This window comes from Streptomyces sp. CB01201, from assembly GCF_002803085.1.
Lineage (GTDB): Bacteria > Actinomycetota > Actinomycetes > Streptomycetales > Streptomycetaceae > Streptomyces > Streptomyces hundungensis.
In genome coordinates this window covers 142,820-166,056 of sequence record NZ_NNBJ01000002.1, presented here as the reverse complement: position 1 = coordinate 166,056, position 23,237 = coordinate 142,820, and the positions used below count along the sequence as shown (strand labels likewise).

General features: G+C 72.5%; 21 protein-coding genes. 9 read left to right on the top strand and 12 right to left on the bottom strand.

The features are described 5' to 3' along the window. Positions 1-171: 171 nt before the first annotated feature. The 9 genes from CG740_RS05600 to pdxR all read left to right on the top strand — a co-directional run bounded on the left by CG740_RS05600 (position 172) and on the right by pdxR (position 10,313). Positions 172-621, top strand: a complete 450-nt coding sequence (locus CG740_RS05600) for a DoxX family membrane protein (protein WP_100573826.1) — start codon at positions 172-174, stop codon at positions 619-621. 155 nt (positions 622-776) lie between these two features. Then, positions 777-1,340: a hypothetical protein gene (locus CG740_RS05595; protein WP_100573825.1), complete on the top strand. Its 564-nt coding sequence runs from the start codon at positions 777-779 to the stop codon at positions 1,338-1,340. A 215-nt stretch (positions 1,341-1,555) separates the two neighbouring features. Beyond that, positions 1,556-2,386 carry a hypothetical protein gene (locus tag CG740_RS05590; RefSeq protein WP_100573824.1) on the top strand — a complete coding sequence of 277 codons (831 nt, stop codon included), beginning with the start codon at positions 1,556-1,558 and terminating at the stop codon, positions 2,384-2,386. A 69-nt stretch (positions 2,387-2,455) separates the two neighbouring features. Then, the gene (locus tag CG740_RS05585) at positions 2,456-2,716 is read left to right on the top strand and encodes a hypothetical protein (protein ID WP_100573823.1); all 261 of its coding nucleotides are present in this window, start codon (positions 2,456-2,458) and stop codon (positions 2,714-2,716) included. A 235-nt stretch (positions 2,717-2,951) separates the two neighbouring features. Continuing rightward, positions 2,952-3,680 carry a two-component system response regulator CseB gene (cseB, locus tag CG740_RS05580; protein ID WP_267895392.1) on the top strand — a complete coding sequence of 243 codons (729 nt, stop codon included), beginning with the start codon at positions 2,952-2,954 and terminating at the stop codon, positions 3,678-3,680. Positions 3,681-3,685: 5 nt separating this feature from the next. Further along, positions 3,686-4,966, top strand: a complete 1,281-nt coding sequence (locus tag CG740_RS05575; protein ID WP_100573822.1) for a HAMP domain-containing sensor histidine kinase — start codon at positions 3,686-3,688, stop codon at positions 4,964-4,966. A 142-nt stretch (positions 4,967-5,108) separates the two neighbouring features. Then, complete coding sequence (locus CG740_RS05570) at positions 5,109-5,897, top strand: ABC transporter ATP-binding protein (protein ID WP_100573821.1); 789 nt, start codon at positions 5,109-5,111, stop codon at positions 5,895-5,897. Between the two features lie 150 nt (positions 5,898-6,047). Beyond that, positions 6,048-8,627 carry an ABC transporter permease gene (locus CG740_RS05565; protein WP_100573820.1) on the top strand — a complete coding sequence of 860 codons (2,580 nt, stop codon included), beginning with the start codon at positions 6,048-6,050 and terminating at the stop codon, positions 8,625-8,627. Between the two features lie 60 nt (positions 8,628-8,687). Next, on the top strand, positions 8,688-10,313 hold the full coding sequence (gene pdxR, locus CG740_RS05560; RefSeq protein ID WP_100573819.1) for a MocR-like pyridoxine biosynthesis transcription factor PdxR: 1,626 nt from the start codon (positions 8,688-8,690) through the stop codon (positions 10,311-10,313). Positions 10,314-10,325: 12 nt separating this feature from the next. Here the strand turns inward: pdxR and CG740_RS05555 are convergent, their stop codons facing one another. From CG740_RS05555 to CG740_RS05500, 12 genes are all read right to left on the bottom strand, one after another. Then, positions 10,326-11,753 (bottom strand): UbiD family decarboxylase, encoded by a 1,428-nt coding sequence (locus CG740_RS05555; RefSeq protein WP_100573818.1) that lies wholly within the window; start codon positions 11,751-11,753, stop codon positions 10,326-10,328. Then, positions 11,750-12,169, bottom strand: a complete 420-nt coding sequence (locus tag CG740_RS05550) for a chorismate mutase (RefSeq protein ID WP_100573817.1) — start codon at positions 12,167-12,169, stop codon at positions 11,750-11,752. The genes CG740_RS05555 and CG740_RS05550 overlap by 4 nt, the downstream gene beginning before the upstream one ends. Then, complete coding sequence (locus CG740_RS05545) at positions 12,166-12,510, bottom strand: cupin domain-containing protein (protein WP_100573816.1); 345 nt, start codon at positions 12,508-12,510, stop codon at positions 12,166-12,168. The genes CG740_RS05550 and CG740_RS05545 overlap by 4 nt, the downstream gene beginning before the upstream one ends. Positions 12,511-12,549: 39 nt before the next feature. Then, positions 12,550-13,221 carry a flavodoxin family protein gene (locus tag CG740_RS05540; RefSeq protein ID WP_100573815.1) on the bottom strand — a complete coding sequence of 224 codons (672 nt, stop codon included), beginning with the start codon at positions 13,219-13,221 and terminating at the stop codon, positions 12,550-12,552. Positions 13,222-13,342: 121 nt separating this feature from the next. Continuing rightward, entirely contained in the window at positions 13,343-14,647 is a 1,305-nt protein-coding gene (locus CG740_RS05535; RefSeq protein WP_100573814.1) for a TrpB-like pyridoxal phosphate-dependent enzyme, read from the bottom strand. A gap of 60 nt (positions 14,648-14,707) precedes the next feature. Next, on the bottom strand, positions 14,708-15,937 hold the full coding sequence (locus CG740_RS05530) for an MFS transporter (protein ID WP_199846349.1): 1,230 nt from the start codon (positions 15,935-15,937) through the stop codon (positions 14,708-14,710). A 2-nt stretch (positions 15,938-15,939) separates the two neighbouring features. Continuing rightward, positions 15,940-17,154: an ATP-grasp domain-containing protein gene (locus CG740_RS05525; protein ID WP_100573813.1), complete on the bottom strand. Its 1,215-nt coding sequence runs from the start codon at positions 17,152-17,154 to the stop codon at positions 15,940-15,942. A 61-nt stretch (positions 17,155-17,215) separates the two neighbouring features. Continuing rightward, entirely contained in the window at positions 17,216-17,992 is a 777-nt protein-coding gene (locus CG740_RS05520; RefSeq protein ID WP_100573812.1) for a B3/B4 domain-containing protein, read from the bottom strand. A 155-nt stretch (positions 17,993-18,147) separates the two neighbouring features. Continuing rightward, on the bottom strand, positions 18,148-19,371 hold the full coding sequence (locus CG740_RS05515) for an MFS transporter (RefSeq protein ID WP_100573811.1): 1,224 nt from the start codon (positions 19,369-19,371) through the stop codon (positions 18,148-18,150). Further along, positions 19,371-20,663, bottom strand: a complete 1,293-nt coding sequence (locus tag CG740_RS05510; RefSeq protein WP_100573810.1) for an amidohydrolase family protein — start codon at positions 20,661-20,663, stop codon at positions 19,371-19,373. The genes CG740_RS05515 and CG740_RS05510 overlap by 1 nt, the downstream gene beginning before the upstream one ends. Positions 20,664-21,084: 421 nt before the next feature. Continuing rightward, on the bottom strand, positions 21,085-21,783 hold the full coding sequence (locus CG740_RS05505) for a prephenate dehydratase (protein ID WP_100573809.1): 699 nt from the start codon (positions 21,781-21,783) through the stop codon (positions 21,085-21,087). Further along, entirely contained in the window at positions 21,767-23,191 is a 1,425-nt protein-coding gene (locus tag CG740_RS05500; RefSeq protein WP_100573808.1) for a phenylacetate--CoA ligase family protein, read from the bottom strand. Before CG740_RS05500 ends, CG740_RS05505 begins: the two co-directional genes overlap by 17 nt. Between the last annotated feature and the right edge of the window lie 46 nt (positions 23,192-23,237).

Sequence of the window (23,237 nt, the reverse complement as noted above, 5' to 3'; positions counted from 1 at the left end):
TGCCGGACCCTCCGGCTACCGAACCATCGAATCTGACGATCCATCAGATTTGAGCGTATGGGCTCCCGTTGGCGACGGCAAGCGTTCCTCCACATCCACCCTCTTGCGCGACCGGCGGGCTCTGCGCTCAACTGACGTACCGTCAGTTCTGCTCGGTCGAAGGGGCGCTGCATGCAGACGTTGTGGCTCAGCGGAGCCGAGTGGTTCGCCGTGCTCCGGATCGGGCTCGGGCTCTGGTGGCTGGAGAGCTGGCGCCACAAGGACAAGAAGGACTGGTTCGCCGGCGGCGGCATCCGATGGGCCGCCGGCATCGCCGAGAAGCACCGCTGGACCGTCGTGCGCTCGGGCTTCGACCTCGTGGTGCGCCCGAGGCCGGTCGCCATGGCGTACGTCGTCGCCTACGCCGAGCTGGCGCTGGGCCTCGGCCTGATCGCGGGTTTCCTGACGCCGATCGCCTTGATCTGCGGACTCGTCCTCAGCCTCGTCTACCTCGTGCTGATGATCCACGACGTGGCCGAGCAGGGGCAGAACCTGATGATGGCCCTGATCTCCCTGGTGGCGCTGCTCGGTATGGGGTGGCAAGTATGGTCGTTGGACAGCGTGTTGGGGCTCTTCCCGTAGCCGGCCGGTAGTCGACCGGTAGTCGGCGGGCTGGTCTGTTACGCCGTTACATGCCACCCTGCCCCGCACATCTGTCCTCCACGGCTCGGGACAGCGCCGTGGAGGACGGCCCGCGCAGGGCGCGAACCGTCGTGCCGGCAGACAGGGAGAAGCCGATGAGCGAACGCGACCAGGAAGAGCAGCCGCCCGGGGCGGCGGCCCTCAGGCGGAGCCACGCCGCGCGGGCCGAGAGCGCCGCGGCACGTGCGGCCGCCCTCAGCCACTACGTCGAACACCGTCGCGGCCCAGCAGCGGAAACCGCAGGGTCCGCGGACCGCGCGGAAGCCGTCTGGAAGTCCCAACACGCCGCCCGCGTCGCGGCCCAGGCGCTGGCCGTGATCTCCGAGAGCGCTCCCGATCCGGCCGCGGACTCCCGCTGCGCCAGGAACGCGGCCGCTTCCGCCGCACAGGCCTCCCGGATGGGCCGGCTCATCGACGACGACGCCGAACCGTCCGTCGCGGCCTGCGAGGCCGCGCTCAAGGCCTCGCTTGCCGCGTCCGCAGCGGCGGGAGCCGGGCGCCTGGGCGCGGACGGCGAGCTGAACTCCGAGGCGGACGAGGCGGAGAAGGCCGCCGTCGCGGCCGCCGAGCGCGCCGGGTGGATCCGGCCCGGCCAGCAGATCCCCTCGGTGTCGACCGGGGTGCGCAGTGGCGAGGTGATGTCGATGATGCACCTCTGAGGCCGGCAGACCGAGACAAATCGACGCTCTGACCTAGACTGGAACGGACGAACGCAGGTCAGCGGCTGATCGTCCTCGGTTCGGGACGAAGGGGGTCGTGGGCTCACCTCCCGCCACCTCGGCAGCCGCGACGCGGGTGGATCACTTACCGGTCACCGGTGAGTGGTCCGCCTGTTGTGTCTGTCCGGGGGAGAGAACCAGGAGGAGGGGCCGCGATGGCGGAGCGGGCATGGGCCACAGCAGGCCGGGGGCGGGATTCCGACCCGAAGGCGCTGGGACGGATTCGGCTCACGGGCGTGGGGCTGGTCGTCCTGGCCGGGGTGTGGGCGGTGCTGAGCTGTCTGATGTTCACGGTGTGGGCGCCGGGCGAACAGACGCAGTACGAGGACTACCGCGCGGCCGAGCCGTGCGCCGCGGGGGCGACGGCGGCGGAGGTGGCCGCGAAGGACTGCCTCGTCACCTGGCACTTCACCGTCACGAAGACCGAGGCCGTACCCAGCGGGAGGACCAAGTCCTACAAGGTGTCCCTCAAGGACCGGGACGGCGGGTCCTGGCAGGGGTCCGCGCGGTTCGGCGACTCCGGGCCGCTCTTCGACGAACTGCACCGGGGCGACGAGGTCACCGCCACCGGCTGGCGCCGTGCCATCGTCGTCCTCAGCAAGGACGGCGTCCGCCAGAACACCTCCGCCGCGCCCCGCGACGAGCTCCAGGCGAACATCGCCGCGGGCGTCGTCGCCGCACTGCTCGCGGCCCAGTCGTTGGTGTTCGGCGCGATCCGCCTGGTCCGGCCGGCCGCCTGCGCGCCCTTCGTGTGGGAGCCGTACGGCAGGTGGCTGGTCTGCGCCAACGCCGGTGTCGGAGTGGTCGTCGGGCTCGCGTCGGTCTGGCTCGGCGCCCCCTGGTGGTCCGTGCTCGTGACCCTGCCGGCCGGGGTGTGCGCGGTGATGGCCTACCTCGTGCGCCGGCAGCGACGGGCGCAGGCGCCTCCGGCGAAGCCGGCGAGGTCGGCGAGGTCCGCGCAGTCGGCGAAGTCTGCGAAGTCCTAGCCCTGCCCCGACTCCTCCACCAGCAAGCCGAGTTCACCGCCCGGTATCCCCGGCATCAAGGAATTGACCATGGACAAGACACCGGACCAGAAGCACGCCGACAACATCTGGGGCGCCGTCATCATGCCGGTGCTGGCCGCCTGGATCGCGTTCCACCTGGTGCGCCACAGCACCGCCCCGGGCTGGATCCTGTACGCCGTCGGCGTGGCGGCGGTCCTGATCGCGCACGGCTGGTTCGCCCTGCGCAAGAAGGCCCCCGGGGTGGGCGGCACGGCTGTGCCCGTGCTGTACGCCCTGCTCGGCGGCCTGTTCTGGCTCACCCGGACCTGAGCGGCGCACGGCCCGATCGGCCGTCCCGCCTCCTCTGTATCCACCCCGTATCGCCCCCGCATCCGGCACCGCTCGCTTCCCCGTCGGATTCCCATCGGATCGCCCCGACCGGGCCGCAGGGCGGTCGCGGGGTGCACGGGCTGTCGTATCGTTCCTTTCGATCCGCCGAGTCGCCCGCTGCGTACAGATATGACCGAGTTGCACGGGTGGGGCTCGTTCTCGAACAGGAGCCGCCGTGTCCTCGCCAAGCCCCGTCCCGGTCGACGCACGGCCCGTTCGTGTGCTGCTGGTCGAGGACGACGAGCTGATGCGGCGGGCCTTCGCCGTGGCGCTGGGGCGGTACGGGTACGAGGTCGAGGCCGCCGCCGACGGGCTCTCGGGGCTTGAGGCGTTCCGGGCCGGGGTCTTCGATCTGCTGATCCTCGATGTGATGCTGCCGGGGCTCGACGGGATCGGGCTGTGCCGGCGGGTGCGGGAGAGCAGCCACGTACCGGTCCTGATGATGTCCGCGCGGGGCGACGGGCTCGATGTCGTGGCCGGGCTTGAGGCGGGGGCCGACGATTATGTCGTCAAGCCCGTCGACACCTTCGTACTGGTCGCCCGCATCCGGTCCCTGCTGCGACGGGCCAGGTACGCGCCGCCGACGCCGGACGGTCCCCAACAGGACCCGGACGAAGGGGAGTTGCTCGTCTTCGGGGAGCTGTCCATCGACACCGCGGGCCTTGAGGTGTTCATCTCCGGGGCGCCCGTCGCGCTCACCCCCACCGAGCTGAAGCTGCTCCTGGAGTTCGCGGCGCACCCCGGTGTCGTGCTCGAACGGCACACCCTGCTGCGGGAGGTCTGGGAGTACGGGTGGGACGGGGACAGCCGGGTCGTCGACCTGTGTGTGCAGCGGCTGCGCAAGAAGCTGGGGCGGGACCGGATCGAGACGGTCCGCGGCTTCGGCTACAAGTTCCGGCGCTGACGTCCGTGCGCAGCGCCCCCACCCCTGCCTCCCCGCGCCCAAGCGCCAGCGCCCTCACCTCCCTGCGCTGGAAGATCGCGGCGCTCGCCGCGGCGACCGCCTGCCTCGTCGCGCTGGCCGTCGGCGTGCTCGTCCACCTGTGGACCGCGCACGACATCCGCGACCGCGCCGAGGCCCGCGCCTTCAACGCCGTGTACTCGGCCATGGACACCTACCACCGCACCGGCACCCTCGCCGACGGCGCCCGGCTCGACCCGCCGGACCTCCCCGCCCCGCTGCGCCACCCCGCCGACGGCAACCGGCACACCGCCTACGACGGGCACGTCGACGGCAACGCCGGGCCCACCTACTGGGCCGCCCAGCGGGTCGACGGGCCGGGCAGTGCCGTCCTCGCCGTCGAGGTCAACATGAGCCCCGAGCTCTACGACCTGCGCCGGCTCGATGTCACCATGGCCGTCGCCTCGCTCGCCTCCGTCGCGGCCGCCGTGCCCCTCGCGGTGTACGGGGCCGGGCTCGTCGGGCGTCGGCTGCGGCGGGTCTCCGAGACCGCCGTGCGCATCTCCGCCGGAGACCTCGACGCACGGACCGGGCCCACCCCGGGCCGCGACGAGGTGGCCGACATCGCCGTCGCCGTCGACCTCATGGCCGACAGCCTCGGCCGACGGCTGCGCGGCGAGCGCCGGTTCACCGCCGATGTCGCCCATGAACTCCGCACCCCCGTCGGGGGGTTGCTCGCCGCCGTCGATCTGCTGCCGGACGGCGAGACGGAGGATCTGATCCGGGGCCGGGTGCGCGATCTGCGCGGACTCGTCGAGGACCTCCTGGAGATCTCCCGGCTCGACGCCGGGGCCGAGCGCCCCGCGCCGGTTCCGGTGCCGCTCGGCGACGTCGTCCGCGAGGCCGTCGCCCGGACCGGACTGGACACGGCGGTGGTGGTCGTGGGGACCCGGCGGACCGTCGAGACCGACCCCCGGCGCCTGGAGCGCGTCGTCGGCAACCTCGTCGTCAACGCCCACCGGCACGGTGACGCTCCCGTCGAGGTCACCGTCGACGGCCGTACGGTCGTCGTACGCGACCACGGACCCGGCTTCCCCGACGACCTGCTCCGCGACGGGCCACGCCGATTCCACACCGGGGCGCGGGAACGCGGCGCGGGGCACGGGCTCGGCCTCACCATCGCGTTCGGCCAGGCCGGCGTCCTCGGCGCCGAGCTGCGCCTGTGCAATGCCCCGGGGCCGGAGGGCGGGGCCGTCGCCACGCTCCGGCTCCCGCCACCTCCGGCCTAGCCGGCTGTCGCACCATCGCCGCACAGTGGCGCGTACGCCGATACATACGTGCCCCGGTCCCGATACGTAGGCCGGACACCCTTCGAAGTGACCGTTCGCACTGTTCCGCAGCCGGACCCCGCACTCGAAGTGGAGCCACCCCGTGCCCGTCAACCCCCTTACCGCGCAAGCCGTTTACCCCGACCCCGGCCTCGCGGCGGCCACCACCGACCTCAGCAAGGTGTACGGCAGCGGGGACACCCGGGTCGTCGCGCTCGACCGGGTCAGCATCGGGTTCCGGGAAGGCGAGTTCACCGCGATCATGGGGCCCTCGGGGTGCGGCAAGTCCACGCTGATGCACTGCGCGGCCGGGCTCGACTCGGCCAGTTCCGGGTCGGTGCGCATCGGCACCACCGAGCTGAGCACGCTCGACGACCGGCGGCTCACCGAGCTGCGCCGGGACCGCGTCGGTTTCATCTTCCAGGCCTTCAATCTGCTGCCGACGCTGACCGCCCTGGAGAACATCACGCTGCCCATGGACATCGCGGGCCGCAAGCCCGACCAGGAGTGGCTCGACCGGGTCATCTCCATGGTGGGGCTGGCCGACCGGCTCGGCCATCGGCCCGCGCAGCTGTCCGGCGGGCAGCAGCAGCGCGTGGCCGTGGCGCGGGCGCTCGCGTCCCGGCCCGCGATCGTCTTCGGTGACGAGCCGACGGGCAACCTCGACTCTCGGGCGGGGGCGGAGGTGCTGGGGTTTCTGCGGGACTCCGTGCGGGAGTTGGGGCAGACGGTGGTGATGGTGACGCATGACCCGGGTGCGGCGTCGTATGCGGACCGGGTCGTTTTTCTCGCCGACGGGCGGATCGTGGACGAGGTGCTGCGGCCCAGTGCGGAGGGGGTGCTCGATCGGATGCGGGGCTTCGAGGCCCGGGCCCGGCATCAAGGCTTTTAGGGGCGCGGGAACTGCGCGACCAGCCACCCACGGCCCGCACCCGCACTCGGCACCCCGGACCCCGCACCTCGGCCCCCGGACCCCGGCCCCCTGACCCCGCACTCCGACCGCACGCCCTCCCTCCCCCTCCCCCCCAGAACTGAGAACGCCATGTTCAAGACCACCCTGCGCAACGTACGCGCGCACAAGGCCCGCCTGTTGATGACCGTGCTCGCCGTCACCCTCGGCGTCGCCTTCGTCTGCGGCACGCTCGTGTTCGCCGAGTCGTCCTCCGCCGCGCACCGCGCCGCCGCGTCCAAGAACTTCGCCGGGATCGCGCTCACCGTCAGTCCGAAGGAACCCCCGCCCGGGGAGGCCGGCCGCGGCGGGGACGGCGCGCTCGACGCCGCTCTGGTGCGGAAGTTGGCCGCGTTGCCCGGAGTCGCCGAGGTGCGGCCCTCCGTCGACGGGTCCGCGACGCTCAACGCCGCCGACGGGAGCCCGCTGCGGGGCGGCAAGGCGTGGGCGAACCTCGCGGGGGCGTATGTGCCGGGCGGGGACGGCACCGACCAGCGGTATCCGCTGGTCACCGGGCGCGCCCCGGCCCGCGCGGACGAGCTGGTCGTGGACCGGGGCACCGCCGCGGCCGGGCACTTGGCCGTGGGGGACCTCGTCACGCTCGCCACCGACGGGCCGGTGCTCAAGAAGCGGCTCGTCGGCCTCGTCGACACGCGGGACTCGCGGGTGACCGCGGGCGGCACCCTCGCCCTGTTCGACACCGCGACCGCGCAGCGCCTGTTCGCCTCCCCCGGCCACTTCACCTCGATCGACCTGACCGCCGCCCACGGCACCGACCCGGTCACGCTGTCGACCGAGGTCGCCACCGTGCTCCCGGCCGACCGGGCCGAGATGACCAGTGGGGCCGCGCAGGCCGCCCAGCAGGCCACCAACGTCGACCTGATGACCCGCGGCTACCAGAAGATGCCGAAGATCTTCGCCGGGGTCGCGCTGTTCATCGGCTCGTTCCTCATCGTCAACACCTTCACGATGCTGGTCTCGCGCCGCACCCGTGAGATCGCCCTGCTGCGGGCGATCGGCGCGACCCGCCGCCAGGTGGTGCGCTCGGTGCTGTGGGAGGCGGCCCTGGTCGGGCTCGCGGCCTCGGTGGCGGGGTTCGCGGCCGGGCTCGGGATCGCCGAGGTGCTGCCCTCGATCCTGACTACTCGTCAGGATTCGCTGCCTGCCGGGCCGTTGGTGATCGGGATGCGTCCCGTTCTCGCCGCGCTCGGGGTCGGCGTGGGGATCACCGTGCTCGCCGCGTGGTTGCCGTCGCGACGGGCCGCGAAGGTCGCGCCGATCGAGGCGCTGCGCTCCGCCGAACAGCCGCCCGCGCCCGCCGCCTCCCGGGCGCGCGGCATCACGGGCCTGGTGCTGCTCGTCGCCGGGGCCGGTCTTCTGGTGTCGCTGACGGGGGCGAAGGACGCGTCGGACGCCAACATGCAGAACGCGATGTTCGGCTGTGCCCTGCTCCTGGCCGCCCTGATCGCCCTCGCGCCGCTGCTCGCGGGCCCGGTGATCCGCCTCGGCTCACGGCTGACCGGACTCTTCGGGAACCGCGGGCGCTCCGGGGTCAGCGGACGGCTCGCCCGGGCGAACGCCCTGCGCGATCCGCGGCGCACCGCGGCCACCGCCTCGGTCCTGATGGTCAGCACCGCGCTCGTCGCGGGCCTCGCGGTGATCGGCAGCTCCACCGGGCAGGCCCTGGACCGGCAGGCCGCCGACGGGCTGAGTGCGGACTATGTGATCGAGGCCCGTACGTCCACGCTCGCCCTGGACCCGGCCGCCCCGAAGCGCGTCGCGGACACCCCCGGGGTGCGGACGGCGGCCGCCGTCGCCGATTCCACGCTGTTCACCGGCGGAAACGTCCGCAGCATCTCCGGCGTGGACCCCGCCGCCCTGCCCGAGGTCATGAAGCTCGACTTCATCAGCGGCTCCGCCGGCGCGATCGGCACCGGCCGGATCGCCGTCTCCGAGAGCGTGGCCCGGGAACAGGGCCTGCGTACGGGCTCCACGGTCAAGGCGCACATCGGCCCCGGCCAGGATTTCGCGGACTACACCGTCGTCGGCGTCTACCGGGACAACCCCCTCGCGCAGGACGCCCTCGGCGCCCGTGGCGAGGTGCAGCGCCACAGCTTCAAGCCCGGCACCGTCCAGCGCATCCTGGTGCGTACCGACGGCGCGGTGTCGGACGCCACCGCGGCCCGGCTGCGCAGCGCCACCGGCAACAGCCCGCTCGTCCAGGTCAAGGACCGCGAGGCGCTCGTCGCCGAGGCCGGCGGGACCGTGGGCGAACTGCTCACCCTGATGTACGGGCTGCTCGCCATCGGCGCGCTGATCTCGCTGCTCGGCATCGTGAACACCCTGGCCATGTCGGTCGCGGAGCGCACCCGGGAGATCGGGGTGCTGCGCGCCATCGGCATGGACCGGGCCGGGGTCCGGCGGATGATCCGGGTCGAGGCGGTGACCGTGGCCGCCTTCGGCACGCTGCTCGGCCTGGTCGGCGGGGTGTTCGGGGCCTGGGCCGTCGGCTCGCTGACCAGCGGTGCGATGACCCGGTACGTCTTCTCGCCGCCCTGGGGGACGCTGGCGCTCCTGACGCTCCTGGCGCTGGTGACCGGCGCGCTCGCGGCCGCCGTACCGGCCCGCCGGGCCGCCGCCCTGAGCCCGTTGGAAGCGGTCGGAAAGACGTGAGCGGGGCACGGCCCCACGCCGTGGCAGACTCGGCGGGGGAACCTGGCGAAGGGGGAAGCCGTGGGGTCGTCGGAGTTGCTCATCGTCCTCGACCGGGACGGCGGCACGCCGTTGCAGCAACAGCTCTGTGATCAGATCACGGCCCTGGTCCGGGCCGGCCAGCTGCGCCCGGGTGACAACGTGCCGGCCTCGCGCGAGCTCGCCCAGCAGCTCGATGTGTCGCGGACCGTCGTCACCCGGGCCTACGAACTGCTGCGGGCCAACAGCATCATCATCGCCAAGCGCGGCTCCGGCACGAAGGTCGCCCCGCTGGCCGGGGGCGGCCCGCCCTCCCAGCGCGCTCCCCAACACCCTTCGCCCCAGGCCAAGTTCGCGCCCCAGCCACCCCGGGCCACCGACGGGAGCAGCCCGCTGTGGCAGCCGTGGGAGCCGCCGCCCACCCACCACGCGAGCAGCGCACTCGACTTCCGGCACGGCACTCCGGCGCTCGCCGAGTTCCCCGTCGCCCGCTGGCGTCAGTCGCTGCACGACGCCTACGGCCGCGCCGATGTCGCCTCGCTCGGCTACGGCCCGGCCGAGGGCTCGCCGACGCTGCGCACCGAGATCGCGACGCTGGTGCGCCAGAGCCGGGCCCTGGACGCCTCGCCGGACCACATCATGGTGACCAGCGGCGCCACCCAGGCCCTGGACATCTTGGTCCGGATGCTGGTGGGGCCCGGTGACGTGGTGGTGATCGAGGACCCGAGCCACACCGTCCTGCGCCAGGTCTTCGGCTGCTCGCAGGCGCACGTGGTGCCGGTGCCGGTGGACGAACAGGGCCTGCGGGTCGACGACATCGACGCCTGTGTCAGGGCGCACGGCCACGACCCGGCGCGCGTGAAGCTGGTGTACGTGACGCCCTCGCACCAGTTCCCCACCGGGTTCATCCTGTCCGAGGGGCGCCGGCGCGGCCTCGTACGCTGGGCCTACGACCACGGGGCGACCGTCCTGGAGGACGACTACCACAACGAGTTCACGTTCACCGGCGAGCGGCTGCCCGCGCTCGCCGCCGAACGGCACCGGGACACCGTGGTGTACGTCGGAAGCTTCAGCAAGACGCTCTTCCCGGCGCTGCGGATCGGCTACGCGGTGCTGCCGCCGCACCTGGTGCAGCCCTTCCTCGGGATCAAGTGGATCACCGACCGGCTCACGCCCACGGTCGCCCAGGACGCGCTCGCCGACTTCATCGCCACCGGCGCCTACGCGCGCCACATCAGCCGGATGACCCGGCTGTACCGCCAGCGCCGCAGCCGTCTCCTGGAGGCGCTGTACGAGCACTTCGGGGCGGAGGTGCGGATCTCCGGCGAGGCGGCCGGCCTGCACGTCCTGGTCACCCTGACCGGCGCGCGCGGCACCCCGGAGGGGCGGATCGCCGAGGTCGCGGCCGGGCTCGGAGTGCGGATATACCCGGCGTCGGGCTACTTCGTCCAGGACCCGCCGGCCGAGCCGACGTTCCTGGTGGGGTACGCGGCCCTGCCCGCCTCGCGCATCACCCGGGGCGTCGCCCTGCTCGCGGACGCGGTACGGGAGGCGACGGGACGGACAGGACCGGCGGGACCGGCGAAACCGACGGGACCGGCGAAACCCACGGGACCGGCGGATCCCACGGGCGCGGCGGATCCCACGGGCGCGGCCGGGATCGGCTGACCGCCGACTCCCCTACTTCTGGGGCTCGGTGAAGCGCGGCCGGTGGAAGCGGGCGCGCAGGGCGTACGGGACCGTGCAGTCGAAGTGCGCCTTCGCGGTGCGGCCGTCCGCCGACAGGCTCGGCGAGTACGCGGTGGACTGCGAGGGGTCGAGCGGGAAGCCCAGCCGGTCGGGCAGCACCGCCACATCGCGGTCGGCCTGGAGCCGGGTGGTCATCGCCCACCACAGGTCCGCGTCCGACTCGATGTCGACGTCCTCGTCCACCGACACCGCGAGCTTCGCCATCCGGAACTCCTCCAGGACCGACTCGGTTGCCTTGCGCACCACTTCGTCGTCGGCTGCCGACCGCTTGGCCCGCCACTGGAGGACGACCATGAGCTGGCCGCCGCCCGCGGTGTGGCAGTGCACGCCCTTCACCGGCGCGTCCAGCTCCCGCAGCCGGGCCAGGACCGCCGCCTCCATGCCGAAGCCGAGCAGCACCGACTGTTCGTGGCCCGGCCCCGAGACGGTTTGCAGGATCGCGCCCTCGCGTGCCGTGATGCCGGTCACCCGCACGGTCGGAAGGCCCGGGTGCGCGCGGCCGCGATAGCCGAGGAACTCCGGTGTCGCATAGGGGCCTTGGGGGTTTTCGGGGGCCGTCTCCGCGAGCAGCTCGCCCTCGATGACGTACTCGGCGTGCGCTATGCACTCCGCCGCGACCGTCCGGCAGTCCGTCAGCTCGACCGGCGCCCCGCCGAGCGCGCCCGCCACGGCCAGCTCGTCGACTCCCGCCGGAACCAGGGATGTCGGGCAGCACGACGAGAGCAGTACGGCCGGGCCGAGCCCCAGATGGATCGCGACGGGCAGGTTCTCGCCCCGCCGCCGGGCCGCCTGGTGCGCGGCTTCCAGGTCGCGGCCCGGCACCATCCACAGGGAGAGCCGGTCCGGGCCCTGGACGCACATCCGGTGGATGGACAGGTTGCGCACCCCGGTGTCCGGGTCGGTCGCCAGGACCGAGCCGAGCGTCAGATACGGGCCCGCGTCCTCGTCGGTGAGGACCGGCACCGGCAGCGCCGTCAGGTCCGGGGCGAGCAGCGTGCGCACCGGTTCCCGGCCGCCCCGGCTGCGCGCCGGCGCCACCGGCGACGCCACCGCGTCCAGGATCCGCTGGGGCAGCAGGGCCGGGGTGGTGCCCAGCAGGGCGGCCGCCCGGCGCCTGGTGCCGTACAGGCCGATGAGCACGGCCCGGGCGGGCGCCCCGCTCTCCGGAGCGACCCGCTCGAAGAGGACGGCGGGGCCGGGTCCGGTGGGCGGCGGGGCGGGCGCGCCGGCCCACTTCGCGTAGTGGGCGGAGACCCCGAACCGGGCCGGGACCTCCGCCCGCTCCCGCACCAGCTCGCCGGGCATCGGATCGAGCCCGGCGAGCGCGGTGCGGAGGTCGGCGAGCCGGCGCCCAGTCATGCCGTACCCTCGCGGGCCCCGGCCGGAGCGGCCCGGCCTGCCGATGCCCTGCGCTCGGCGAGCAGCTCCATCTGAAGGTCCGTCAGTTCGGTGATGAGCGTGCGGTAGACGCTCTCCGCGATGCCCGGGGGCATGCCCTCCTCGACGGCCAGACTCCGCACCTTCTCGATGACCTGCGCGACCCGGCCGGGTGAGCGCACGGTCTCCTCGTCGGTCTTGAAGGCCGTCAACTCGCGCACGACGAGCGTACGTTGGGCGAGCAGGCCGACGATCTGCCGGTCGAGCGCGTCGACCGACAGGCGCAGCTCGTCGATGCGCTGGGCCCCGGCAGTAGTTCCGGCCGTGGTTGCGGCCGTGGTTCTGGTGGAGGCTCCGGCAGCGGATCCGGTGGTGGCTCCTGTGGTGCCTGCGGTCATGGGGCGGGGACCTCGTCGATCACGTAGACGACGGTCGGCTCGTTGTCGGAGCCCTGGGAGCGGTGCCGCTCGTCGCCGGGGATGATGAAGCCCATGCCGGGGCGGCACGGGATCGAGCGGTTGTCGAAGTGGATGGTGAACTCACCCTGGAGCACCCAGCCCTGGTGGCCGCGCTCGCACCACTCCAACTCATTGAATCCGGCGGGCAGTTCCATCAGCCGGACCCGCTTGCCGCCGGTGTAGGCGATCTTCACCCGGCCGTCGGCGCCGGGCTTGTTCCACTTCTCCCACGGGATGGCGTCGAAGTCGATGCCGACCAGGGCGGGGGTGGGGGTGCTCACAGGACTCTCCTCGGGTGGTGGGATCGGGTCGGGTGTGGTTCAGGACAGTGAACGGCTGCGCTCCACGCGCTCGTTGCGGTCGTCCAGGGGAAGCACCGGCTCCCCCGTGTCCGAGCGGTGCTTGCGCAGCAGCAGGGTCATGTCGATCATGCGGTGGGTCATCCGCTCCAGGGCATCGATGCCCTCGGGGTCGTGCAGACCCGGCTTTCCGGTGGTGTTGCGCAGCAGCGCCGGGAAGCCGCTGCCCACCAGGATCATCCGGTTGAGCAGCAGGTTGTCGACGAGCTGGTTGTGCACGGAGGAGTCGCTGTAGCGGCGGCCCGTGACGATGATGCCGCCGACCTTGTTCGCCAGCGGGCGGTCGAAGCGCAGGAATCCGACGCCCGCCCGCTCTATGAAGATCTGCATCAGATGCGCGAGGCCGAAGCCGTGTACGGGCACCGCGTAGATGATCCCGTCCGCGCGCTTCATCTCCTCGACGATGCCGGGCATGTCGTCCGGCAGCGCGCACGGCAGGGTCCTGCTGTTGCAGTCGCCGCACGGGCTGCACGGCGAGATGCGGTGGTCGCGCAGGTAGAGCGTGCGGAACGCGGCTCCCCGGCCCCGCACGAGTTCTCCCGCGTAGTCGAGGGCGAGGTCGGTGTTGCCGCCCGCCCGCTCGGAGCCCGATATCCCGAGGATGACGGGTTGGTCGGAACGTACTCCTTGCATGTCTTTCCCCCAGTGACAGCTGTTCCCACGGGGCGGGCCGTCCGGGCCCGCCCCTTCCCCCTGACGACCGGCTCCCCCCGGCCGTCAGTCGTGCCCTCACTCGCCGAAAGCCGCCGGACGGTCAGTCCTTGAGCTTTCCGGCGAAGTAGTCGATGTAGGCCTGCATGTCGAAGTGGCCGTGGCCGGAGAGCGAGAACAGGATGCTCTTCGATTCGCCGGACTCCTTGCAGGCCAGCGCCTCGTCGATGGCCGCGCGCACGGCGTGGGTCGACTCGGGGGCCGGCACGATGCCCTCGTTGCGGGCGAAGGTGACCCCGGCCTCGAAGCAGGCGGTCTGCGGCACCGCGCGCGCCTCCAGGTAGTCGAGCTCCTTCAGCTGGCTGATGATCGGCGACATGCCGTGGTAGCGCAGCCCGCCCGCGTGGATGCTCGGCGGCACGAAGGTGTGGCCGAGGGTGTGCATCTTGGTGAGCGGGGTCAGCCCGGCCGTGTCGCCGAAGTCGTACTCGTACGTGCCCTCGGTCAGCGTCGGGCAGGACGACGGCTCCACCGCGATGGCCCGCACCGAGCGGCCGCCGCGCAGCTGCTCGCCCAGGAACGGCAGGGCCAGGCCGCCGAAGTTGGAGCCGCCGCCGGCCGCGCCGATCACGATGTCCGGGTAGTCCTCGGCCAGCTCCATCTGGAGCAGGGCCTCCTTGCCGATGATCGACTGGTGCATCAGCACGAGGTTGAGGACCGAGCCGAGCGCGTACTTGGCGGTGCCGCCGCTCGTGGCGGCCGCCTCGGCCGCCTCGGAGATGGCGAGGCCGAGGCTGCCGGGCGAGTTCGGGTCGGCGGCGAGGGCGGCCCGGCCGGCCTCGGTCAGCTCGCTGGGGCTCGCGGTGACGCTGGCCCCGAACGTCTCCATCAGGCCCCGGCGGTACGGCTTCTGCTGGTAGCTGACCTTCACCATGTAGACCTCGCAGATGAGGCCGAAGTACTGGCAGGCGAGCGAGAGCGAGCTGCCCCACTGGCCGGCGCCGGTCTCCGTGGTGAGGCGCTCCACGCCGGCCTGCTTGTTGTAGTACGCCTGCGGGATGGCGGTGTTGGGCTTGTGGCTGCCGGCCGGGCTGACGCCCTCGTTCTTGAAGTAGATGCGGGCCGGGGTGTCGAGGGCCTTCTCCAGCCGCCGGGCCCGCACCAGGGGGCTCGGCCGCCACTGCCGGTAGACGTCGATGACGGCGCCCGGGATGTCGATCTCGCGGTCGGTGGAGAACTCCTGCGCTATCAGCTCCGCGGGGAACAGGGGCTCCAGGTCGGCCGGGGTGATCGGCTCGCGGGTGCCCGGGTGCAGCATCGGGTCCAGCGGCTTGGGGAGGTCGGCGACCGCGTTGTACCAGGTGGTGGGGATCTGGTCTTCGGAAAGGAGGAACTTCGTCTGGGCCATGGAAACTTTCCTGTGAGTGAAGTGGAGCCGGTACGGAGTGAGGAGGAGCGGGCGGGTGGGTCAGGTGTTCGCCGGGGCCGCCTTGGGCTCCGGCTCGGCGGTGGGCTTGAGGGCCGCGGGTGGCCTGATCCGCAGCACGGAGAACGCGGCCATGCCCACGAGCGGGGCGATGAGCAGCGTCACGAACACGGGCCGGTAGCCGTCGGCCGTCCACAGCACCCCCAGGCCGACCGGCACGACCAGCCGGGCGAGGCCGAGGACGAAGCCGTTGAGCGCCATGAAGCTGCCCACACGGCTCTCGTCGACGTGGTCGGCGACATAGGTGGGCACGACGACCGACACGATGATCTCGCCGAGCGTCCACACCACCGTGGAGAGCAGCAGCGCGGGCAGCGAGAACCCGAAGACGATCACGGCGAGCCCCAGCGTCCACAGCAGCCCGGCCACCAGGAGCAGCGCCTTGGTGCCCCGGCCGCGGATGTGCTTCTCCATGAGCAGACCCAGGCTCACCACGACGACGCTGTTGATCGTGTAGACCGCGCCGACCAGTCCCGCCGAATCGTGCAGGACCGTGGTGACCGCCAGCGGCAGCGCGTATTCCAGGCCGATGAGCGGCACGACGTAGAAGAACGAGACGAGGACGAGCAGCAGCACGTGCCGGTGCCCCAGCGGGCCCGAACGAGTCTTGTCCGTACGGGATGTGGCGTCCGTCTTCCGTCGGTCGCGCGGTACCCACAGCGTGATCATCGCCGCGCACAGCAGGCCCGCGAAGATATTCCCGGCGAACATGACGTGGTACGAGTACGCGGCGGCGACACCGCCGAGCAGCGGGCCCACGCCCATGCCCAGGTTGTTGCCGACATAGCTGATCGTGTAGGCGAACGGGCGCTGCTCGGGGGTGGTCAGATCGGCGACCAGGGTGTTGGAGGCCGGGCTGAACATGCCCATGCCGACCAGCGCGACGAACAGCAGTGCCGCGTATGTCCAGGGCGCGCCGTCGAGCAGGGCGAGGCCGAGGTAGCCGGCCGCGTTCAGGATCAGCGCGCTCAGGAGCGCTGTGCGCCTGCCCTTCAGATCGCACAGCGGGCCGCTCAGCAGGCTGCCGACCAGGAGGCCGGTGCTGCCGATGGAGATGAGCAGGCCCGCCTCACCGGGGCTGAGGTCCTTGCCGCGCACCAGATAGACGGCGAGCAGCGGGAAGACGAACATGCCGGCCCGGTTGACGAAGGAGGCCAGGAACAACACCCGTAAGGCGAGCGGGAGTTCCTTGAAGCGCGCGACCCACAGCACGGCTAGGCCCCGGTCTCTACGCGGAAGCTGTCCCGCACCGCCTTGAAGCGGGCCTTGACGTCCTCGAAGTCGGTGCCTTCGCACACGTACCAGCCGAGCACGTCGTTGGAGGCGGTCGGCGGGGCGAGCACGTCACCGACGCTCTTCCACACGTCGGCGTCCAACACCCCTTCCAGGGCGGTCAGTTCGGCCGCCGAGGTGATGGCGGTGATCGTGCCGTACTCGCCGGACGACAGGTATTCGGTGCCGACCTCCGGGCCGAGCCGGGCGGCCGGACGGTGCTCGGGGTTCAGCTCCAGGCGGCACCACTCGCCGGCCAGGTTGATGCCGCGCCCCGCCTCGACGGCGGGCACGATGGAGCCGCCGCCGGCCCGAGCGCCCGCCTCGCCGAAGACGATCTCACCGTCGTCCAGGAGGAAGAACTCGGCGTGCACCACCCCCGTGCTCAGGCCGAAGCCGCGAAGGACCACCGCGTTCAGCTCCAGGATGCGCTGCTCCCTGGGCGTGAGGTCGTGCTTGCGCGAGATGGTGCCGCCGGGCTCGTCGCGGTACTCCAGGACGGAGTAGGTGTACTGGGAGAGCTGCTCGAAGACGACCTCGCCGCGCTGGAAGAGCGAGTCGACGTGGAACTCGGTGCCGCGGATGAACTCCTCGACCCGGTACTCGTGCCGGTCGTCGCCCATCTCGCCCCAGACGCGGTCGAGTTCGGCCCGGTCGTTCACGCGGTAGGTGTTGCCGCAGGCCCAGCCCGCGTACGGCTTGATGACGACGGGGTAGCCGACCTGCCCGGCGAACTCGGCGACCGCGGTGACGGTGTCGGGGCGGCAGGAGCGGGCGACCCGCACCCCGAGCTCCTCGGCCCTGCGGTGCATGACGTTCTTGTCGCGGAAGTTGAGGGCCTGGTCGGGGGTGAGGCCGGGGATGCCGTGGTCGCGGCGGGCCCGGCTCGCGGGCAGCACATCGCCCTCGAACAGCGGGAAGATCCGCTCGATGCGGTGCTCGGCGACGATGGTGTCGACGGCGGCGCGCACGGCCGCGGTGTCGTCCAGGTCGGCGTGGTACCGGGGCAGCCCTTCGGCCTCGGGGGCCTCCCAGCCGGTGGGCAGCAGCACCACGGTGGCCACGCCGAGTTCGGCGGCGGCCGCGACGACGGCACGGAACTGGGCGGTGTAGCGCCCCGCTGCGGGCCGGTAGACCACCAGGATCGAGGGGTTCATACGGTGCTCCTCAGACGGGCCCGGGGATACGGATCCGGGCCGGCGGGTCGGGACGGCGGCATCAGCGGGCGGTCGCGGCCGAGGGGGCGAACAGGTCCGCGCCGGGCGTGGCCGCGTCGAGCACCACGGCGGGACCGGGCTCGGCGCCCAGTCCGGTCAGCGCCTCGGCCAGGCGGGTGAGCGCCTCCTCGACGACGGCCCGGCCGCCGTCGTGCGCGGACTCCACGGTGAGCAGCAGCCTGCGGCGGCCGACGTCGGTCTTGACCACATCGCCCTGCCGCCAGTTCCAGCGCCGCGAGTGGGCCCGGCCCCGGCCGTCGGCGTAGACGACCTCGCCGGCGTCGGGGTGCTCGGTCGCGTCGGGCGCGCCCAGCGGTGCGAAGACCTCGTCGCCGTGCGCGAGCCGGACCGTCAACTCGCCCTGGATGTCGCCCACATCGCAGGATGCGACGGGGAGCCGGGTGTCCAGGGAGACCGCGTTGCAGAGGTCGACGAGCGCATTGATCCGGGGCAGCCGGTCGCCCTTGGCCACCCGGCGCAGGACCGACTCGGCGGCGCACGGGAAGCGGTTCGGGTTGACGTCGACCGTGCGGTAGGCGTCCCGCCAGGCGGCGATCGGGGGCAGTGCGGACACGTCCGCCTTGCTGAGACCGGCCGCGTGCAGCGCGTCCTCGGCGGCGGTGAGCCACCCGTCGATCTCCCCGGACTCCCTGACGACGTCGATGTCCGGTACCGCGATCAGGCCGAGCACATAGCCGGGCACCCGCTCGGACAGGCGGCGGTCGATCGTGACGGTGAGGGGGCGGACGCCGCCGGGTGCGTGGGTGGAGCTCTCCATGGACGTGGATTCCTTCGACTGTGACGAGGGTGGGGATTCCGTGGCCGGTAGCGGCCGGACCGCTGATGACGTTCAGACCCTAGGGAGCGGGCGGGGGCCCGGCTGTGGCCAATTTCCGGCAATTCCAGAAGTCCACTTGCGGGCCGCCCGCCCGGTCAGGCGGTCTTCTCCGCGGGCCGGGGCGCCGCCGGGGCGTCGGCGGTGGCCGGGGCCGCCGTCCTCACCCGTACGCCGATCAGGGCGGTCCCCAGGGCGAGCACCGCGAGGACGGCACCGAGCTGGCCGAGGCGGTCCAGGGCGTGGCTGCCGGCCTGGGCGATGACCCGGCCGCCGATGAACCCGCCGAGCGAGATGCCGGCGAAGGTGGCCGAGGAGTTCAGCGAGAGCAGCAGCGGACCCGAGGTGGGTGCGATCGCGAACAGGCGGTGCTGCTGCGGGGGTTGGGTCGCCATCGCGGTGACGCCCCAGGCACCCATGGCGAGCGCGGCGGTCGCCAGGCCGTCCCGGGTCAGCGGAAGCGTGGCGAGGACCACGGCGAGCCCGGCCACGGAGGCGAGCAGGACGGGCGTGGGGCCCCAGCGGTCGGTGGCCCGGCCGCCGAGGACCGTGCCGCCGACCGCGAGCACCCCGAACACCAGGAGCAGCAGGGCGAGGGTGGTGCCGTTGCCGTCGGTGGCCGGGGCGAGCACCGCGCCGATGTAGGTCAGGACGAGGTAGCCGCCGGTCATGAACAGCAGGGTGGTGAGCACGGTGAACAGCACCCGCGCGTCCCGCACCGGGGCGAGCCGGGCCGCGAGTCCGGGCGATGCGGGCAGCCGCACCTGCGGAAGGCCGCCCGCGACGGCGGCGGCGCACACCACGCCGAGCCCGGCGAGCAGCCAGAACGTGGACCGCCAGCCGAGGTCGGCGGCCAGCCAGGTGCCGAACGGCACGCCCGCGACGGTCGCCGCGGACAGCCCGCCGAGCACCACGGCCATGGCCCGGCCGCGCCGCTCGGGCGCGGACAGGGCGGCTGCCGAGGCGGAGGCCGCCGGGATGTAGAGCGCGGCTCCCGCCGCGGTCGCCACCCGGGCCGCGAGCAGCCAGCCGAGCCCCGGGGCGAGCGCGGAGGCCGCGTTCCCGAGCGCGAAGACGACAAGCGATATGACGAGTACGGTACGCCGCTCCACCCGGCCGGTGAGGGCGCCGAGTACCGGCGCGAGCACGGCATAGGTGAGCGCGAAGACGGTACTGACCCAGCCCACGTCGGCGAGGTTCGACTTCAGCCCGTCCACCACTTCGGGCAGCACTCCGGCCACCACGAAGGTGTCGGTGCCGATGGCGAAGGCGCCCACCGCGAGGACCGGAAGGACGGGAAGTACGGCTCGGGTCCTGCTCATCACGCGGCTCCAGCCGGGACTCGGGTACGGAAGGGGGTGGCGTCACCGGCGACGGGGGCACCGCCGAGGAGGACCAGTTCGATCGCTCCGGGCCGGCTCAGGACGGTGATGTCCTCGGCCGGGTCGCCGTCGGTGACGACCAGGTCGGCGAGGCGGCCGGCCGCGACCACGCCCGCCAGGTCCCCGCGTCCGGCGAGCCGGGCGCCGTTGGCGGTGGCCCAGGTCAGCACGGTGGGGGCCGGGATGCCGGCCATCGTCACGTACAGCTCAAGCTCCTTGGCGTAGCTGCCGTGCGGGGTCCAGGCGAACCCGAAGTCGTCCCCGGCGACCACCGGGATGCCGAGTTCGACCATGAGCGGCAGGATCCGCAGCGTGTTGGCGACCTCGGCCTCGAATTCGAGGGTCTCCAGATACTCGGTGGTCTTGCCGTGCTCGGTGCCCGTGGTCAGCAGCATGTGCGGCTGGTAGAGGCTCGGCACGACGAAGATCCCGCGTTCGGCGATGGCGTCGAGCGCGGCGTCGTCGGCGTAGGTGGCGTGGTCGATGACGTCGACGCCGGCGGCGATGGCGTTACGGATCCCGGCGAGGCCGCGCGAGTGCGCCCGCACCTTGGCGCCGAGGCCGTGCGCGGTCTCGGCGGCGATCTTCAACTCCTCTGCGGTGAAGAGGAGTTCGTGCGAGCGGCCGTTGGGGAAGGTGTCGTCGCCGGACGAGAACACCTTGACGATCTCTGCCCCCTGGGCGATCTCCCCGGCGACGTACTCGGCCATCTCCTCCGGGGTGTCGGCCAGGCGCATCAGATCGGACGGGATGCGCTTCTTGACCTCGGGGTTACGCCGCTCGGGCGGCCCCGACACCATGAGGTCCCGGCTGCACGGGGTGATCCTCGGACCGGCCAGGCGCCCCGAGTCGACGGCCCGGCGCAGGGCCATGTCGATTCCGGAGACGGATCCGGCGCCGACGAAGGCGGTGTAGCCGAGGGCCAGGAGGTTCCTGGTGTTCTCGGCCGCGCCGAGGGTGACCTCGGGGATCGAGTACTTGAACAGCATCTCGCGGCCGTCGAGGACGTTCAGGTAGGCGATGTGGGTGTGGCCGAGCGTCATCCCCGGCATGACGGTCCGGCCGTCGAGGTCGAGCACGTCGATGCCGGGGGTGTGCAGGGGGGCGAGGTCCTCGGGGAGGACGGCCTCGATGTGGTCCCCGTCGATCAGCACGCTTCGGCGGGGTACGGAGGCTCGGCCCAGGCCCTCCTGGACGGTGGCTCGGTGGAGCAGGGTCTTGCGGCGTGCCATGGCTTCTCCTAGCGGTATCGAATGGGCTGCAACGGGCAGCCCCCATCCCTGGGGCTGTGCCCCGGACCCCCTTGAGGGGCTGCGCCCCTCGGACCCCCGCAGGGGGCTCCGCCCCCTGCACCCCCGTCGCGCCTGAACGGCGCTCGTCCTCAATCTCCCCCAAGGCCTTAAGGGCCAGGGGGGACCCCCATGACGGGCTGAGGATGTCGATGCGGGCCAGCACCGAGCCTTCAGGGGCGCGGGGAACTGCGCGAGAAGCGACCACGGTCCGCGGACGAAGACGGAATTTGGGGGCGCGGGGAACTGCGCGAGGCGAGCAACCACGCACGGTGCGAGGCCGACAGAGGGTTAGGGGCGCGGGGAACTGCGCTAACGGCCACCCGGCGTCCCCGGCGCAAGCGCGGCCCGGGTGCGCGATCGCTCAGGCCGGCGAGGGCCTCAACTCGGCTGTTGCTGAGCCCAGTTCAGACCCCTCCGCCCGCCCGAACAGCGTCCAGATGATCTCCGCGCCGGGGCGCCTGGCCACCCAGCTGAGCCCGTGCGCCCGCACACCCGGCGCATTGGTGACCGCCAGCTCCGCCCCGCCCCCCGCGAGGATCTCCGCCGCGTGCTGCGTGGACGCCGCGTCGACCCAGACCACCTCGCGCCCGGCCAGGCCCGGCGGAGCCACCTCCGCGTAGATCCGCCGCACCTCCCACATCGCCGCGACCGCCACGGGCCCCTCCCCCGGAGGAACCGCCGCGGCCGTCCCCGAACCGGCCGCCGCACTCGCGATCCCGTACTCCGGCGTGGCCTGCGGGAAGAACGCCCGCAGGCGCAGGTCCCGGTGCCAGTGGAATCCGGTGAGCCCGCCGTAGGCGCTGGGGACCAGCGCCAACTCGACTACCCCGTCCAATAGTTGACGCAGCACGTCGTCGAACGTGGCGAACAGCTCGACCCGCAGCCCGTGCTCGGCCGCCAGGAACCGCGCGGCCAGGTCGCTGGACGTGCCGGCCGGGCCGAGCGTGCCCAGGGTGGTGCCGGGCCGGGCCGCCCAGCGTCCGGCCAGCTCGCTCCAGCGCGCCGTGTACTCCTCGGCCAGCGCCCCCGGCAGGGCGCCCGCCTCAGCTTTCGTAGCCACGGTTCGCCGCCATCTTGCGGGCCACCTGGGTCTCGTGGTCGGGCGCGATGCGCCGGTCCACGATGCGGGCGGCCTTCCAGCTCACGAAGGCGCCCGTGCTGACGATCGGGTCGAGTCCGTCGCTCAGCTCCACCGTGACGGGCACCCCGAGCGCCTCGGACGCCCGGTCGCGCACCGCGCCGCTGAGCCCGGGGCCGTCCTCGACGAGCCCCTTGAGCAGTTCGAGGCGGACCGTCAGCCGGTCCTGCCCGGTGGACTCGTCCCGCTCGATGACCACCTGGTATCCGGCGGACCCGGTGACCCCGGTCATGACCGCCGTCTCGATCTGCCCGGCGGTGAAGCGCCGCCCACCGAGTTCGAGCCGGTCCAGGGTACGGCCGACGATACGCACGAGGTCGCCCGGCATTTCGCAGCCGCAGTCGGACTCCTCCACCACGACCGCGTCGCCGGTGCGATAGCGAACGAGCGGCTTGACCCCGTCGATCAGCATGGTGACCGTCAACTCACCGCTGCCGCGCGGCCCTTGGGACTCTCCCGTCTCGGGGTCGACGACCTCGATGACGTAGTTCGTCTGCGACAGATGCATCCGCTTGTTGCGGCAGGCGGTCGCGATGACGAACGCCTCCTGCGATCCGTACAGGATGTTGTAGACGTCCGCGCCCCAGACCGTCTCCAGGTTGTGCGCGAGGGCGGGCGTACACATCTCGCCGGTGACGAAGAGCAGCTTGACCGAGAAGTCCTCGCGCAGGTCGTAGCCGTAGTGCTCGGCGGCCTTGGCCAGGGTGAGGGCGACTCCGGGGGTGCAGCAGATGACCTCCAGTTCGAGGTCCTTCATCAGCTGGAGCGCCTTCTCGAAGCCGATGACGGGCGAGTACGGCCAGATCTTGGCGTTCATGGAGCCGGTGTTGCGGGCGATGTCACCGAGGGTGTCGCCGAACGAGTGCACCTCGGTGGGGCCCATCAGGCCGATACGGGGGCGGTGTTCGCCGAAGTGGTGGCGGAAGATCGAGCCCCAGGACTCGGTGATGTGCGCGTTGCTGGCGACGATCTCACGGCCGTCGCGGGGGCAGGGCGTGGCCCGGCCGGTGGTGCCGGTCGTCTCGTAGAAGAAGAGCGCGTCGGCGAGCGGGCGGCTGAGGACGTCGAGCATCTCCTCGCGCAGATGGGTCTTGGTGGTGAAGGGCAGCGCGGTGAGGTCGTCCGGCGTGGCGGAGTCGAGGTCCGCGTCCTTCAAGTGGCGGCTGTAGAAGGCCGATTGGGTGCTGACCTGCTCCAGTACGGTGCCCAGCTGGCCCGTGCGCCACTGTGCGAGGGCGGTGTCGGTGAGGGTGCGGGCGTAGAAGGCGCGGTGCAGTTCGAGGTAGCGGGCGGTGAATTCTGCGGCGGGACCGTCTGTGGGGAGCCACATGGCGGGGTTCCTCTCCGGGTGGGCTCAAGCGGCCGAACGGGCTGCT

Excerpts from the sequence above, each read along its gene's own strand:
- CG740_RS05600 (WP_100573826.1), top strand. The coding sequence starts at position 172 with ATGCAGACGTTGTGGCTCAGCGGAGCCGAGTGGTTCGCCGTGCTCCGG.
- CG740_RS05595 (WP_100573825.1), top strand. The coding sequence starts at position 777 with ATGAGCGAACGCGACCAGGAAGAGCAGCCGCCCGGGGCGGCGGCCCTC.
- CG740_RS05590 (WP_100573824.1), top strand. The coding sequence starts at position 1,556 with ATGGCGGAGCGGGCATGGGCCACAGCAGGCCGGGGGCGGGATTCCGAC.
- CG740_RS05585 (WP_100573823.1), top strand. The coding sequence starts at position 2,456 with ATGGACAAGACACCGGACCAGAAGCACGCCGACAACATCTGGGGCGCC.
- CG740_RS05565 (WP_100573820.1), top strand. The coding sequence starts at position 6,048 with ATGTTCAAGACCACCCTGCGCAACGTACGCGCGCACAAGGCCCGCCTG.
- CG740_RS05555 (WP_100573818.1), bottom strand. The coding sequence starts at position 11,753 with ATGACTGGGCGCCGGCTCGCCGACCTCCGCACCGCGCTCGCCGGGCTC.
- CG740_RS05550 (WP_100573817.1), bottom strand. The coding sequence starts at position 12,169 with ATGACCGCAGGCACCACAGGAGCCACCACCGGATCCGCTGCCGGAGCC.
- CG740_RS05540 (WP_100573815.1), bottom strand. The coding sequence starts at position 13,221 with ATGCAAGGAGTACGTTCCGACCAACCCGTCATCCTCGGGATATCGGGC.
- CG740_RS05535 (WP_100573814.1), bottom strand. The coding sequence starts at position 14,647 with ATGGCCCAGACGAAGTTCCTCCTTTCCGAAGACCAGATCCCCACCACC.
- CG740_RS05525 (WP_100573813.1), bottom strand. The coding sequence starts at position 17,154 with ATGAACCCCTCGATCCTGGTGGTCTACCGGCCCGCAGCGGGGCGCTAC.
- CG740_RS05520 (WP_100573812.1), bottom strand. The coding sequence starts at position 17,992 with ATGGAGAGCTCCACCCACGCACCCGGCGGCGTCCGCCCCCTCACCGTC.
- CG740_RS05515 (WP_100573811.1), bottom strand. The coding sequence starts at position 19,371 with ATGAGCAGGACCCGAGCCGTACTTCCCGTCCTTCCGGTCCTCGCGGTG.
- CG740_RS05510 (WP_100573810.1), bottom strand. The coding sequence starts at position 20,663 with ATGGCACGCCGCAAGACCCTGCTCCACCGAGCCACCGTCCAGGAGGGC.
- CG740_RS05500 (WP_100573808.1), bottom strand. The coding sequence starts at position 23,191 with ATGTGGCTCCCCACAGACGGTCCCGCCGCAGAATTCACCGCCCGCTAC.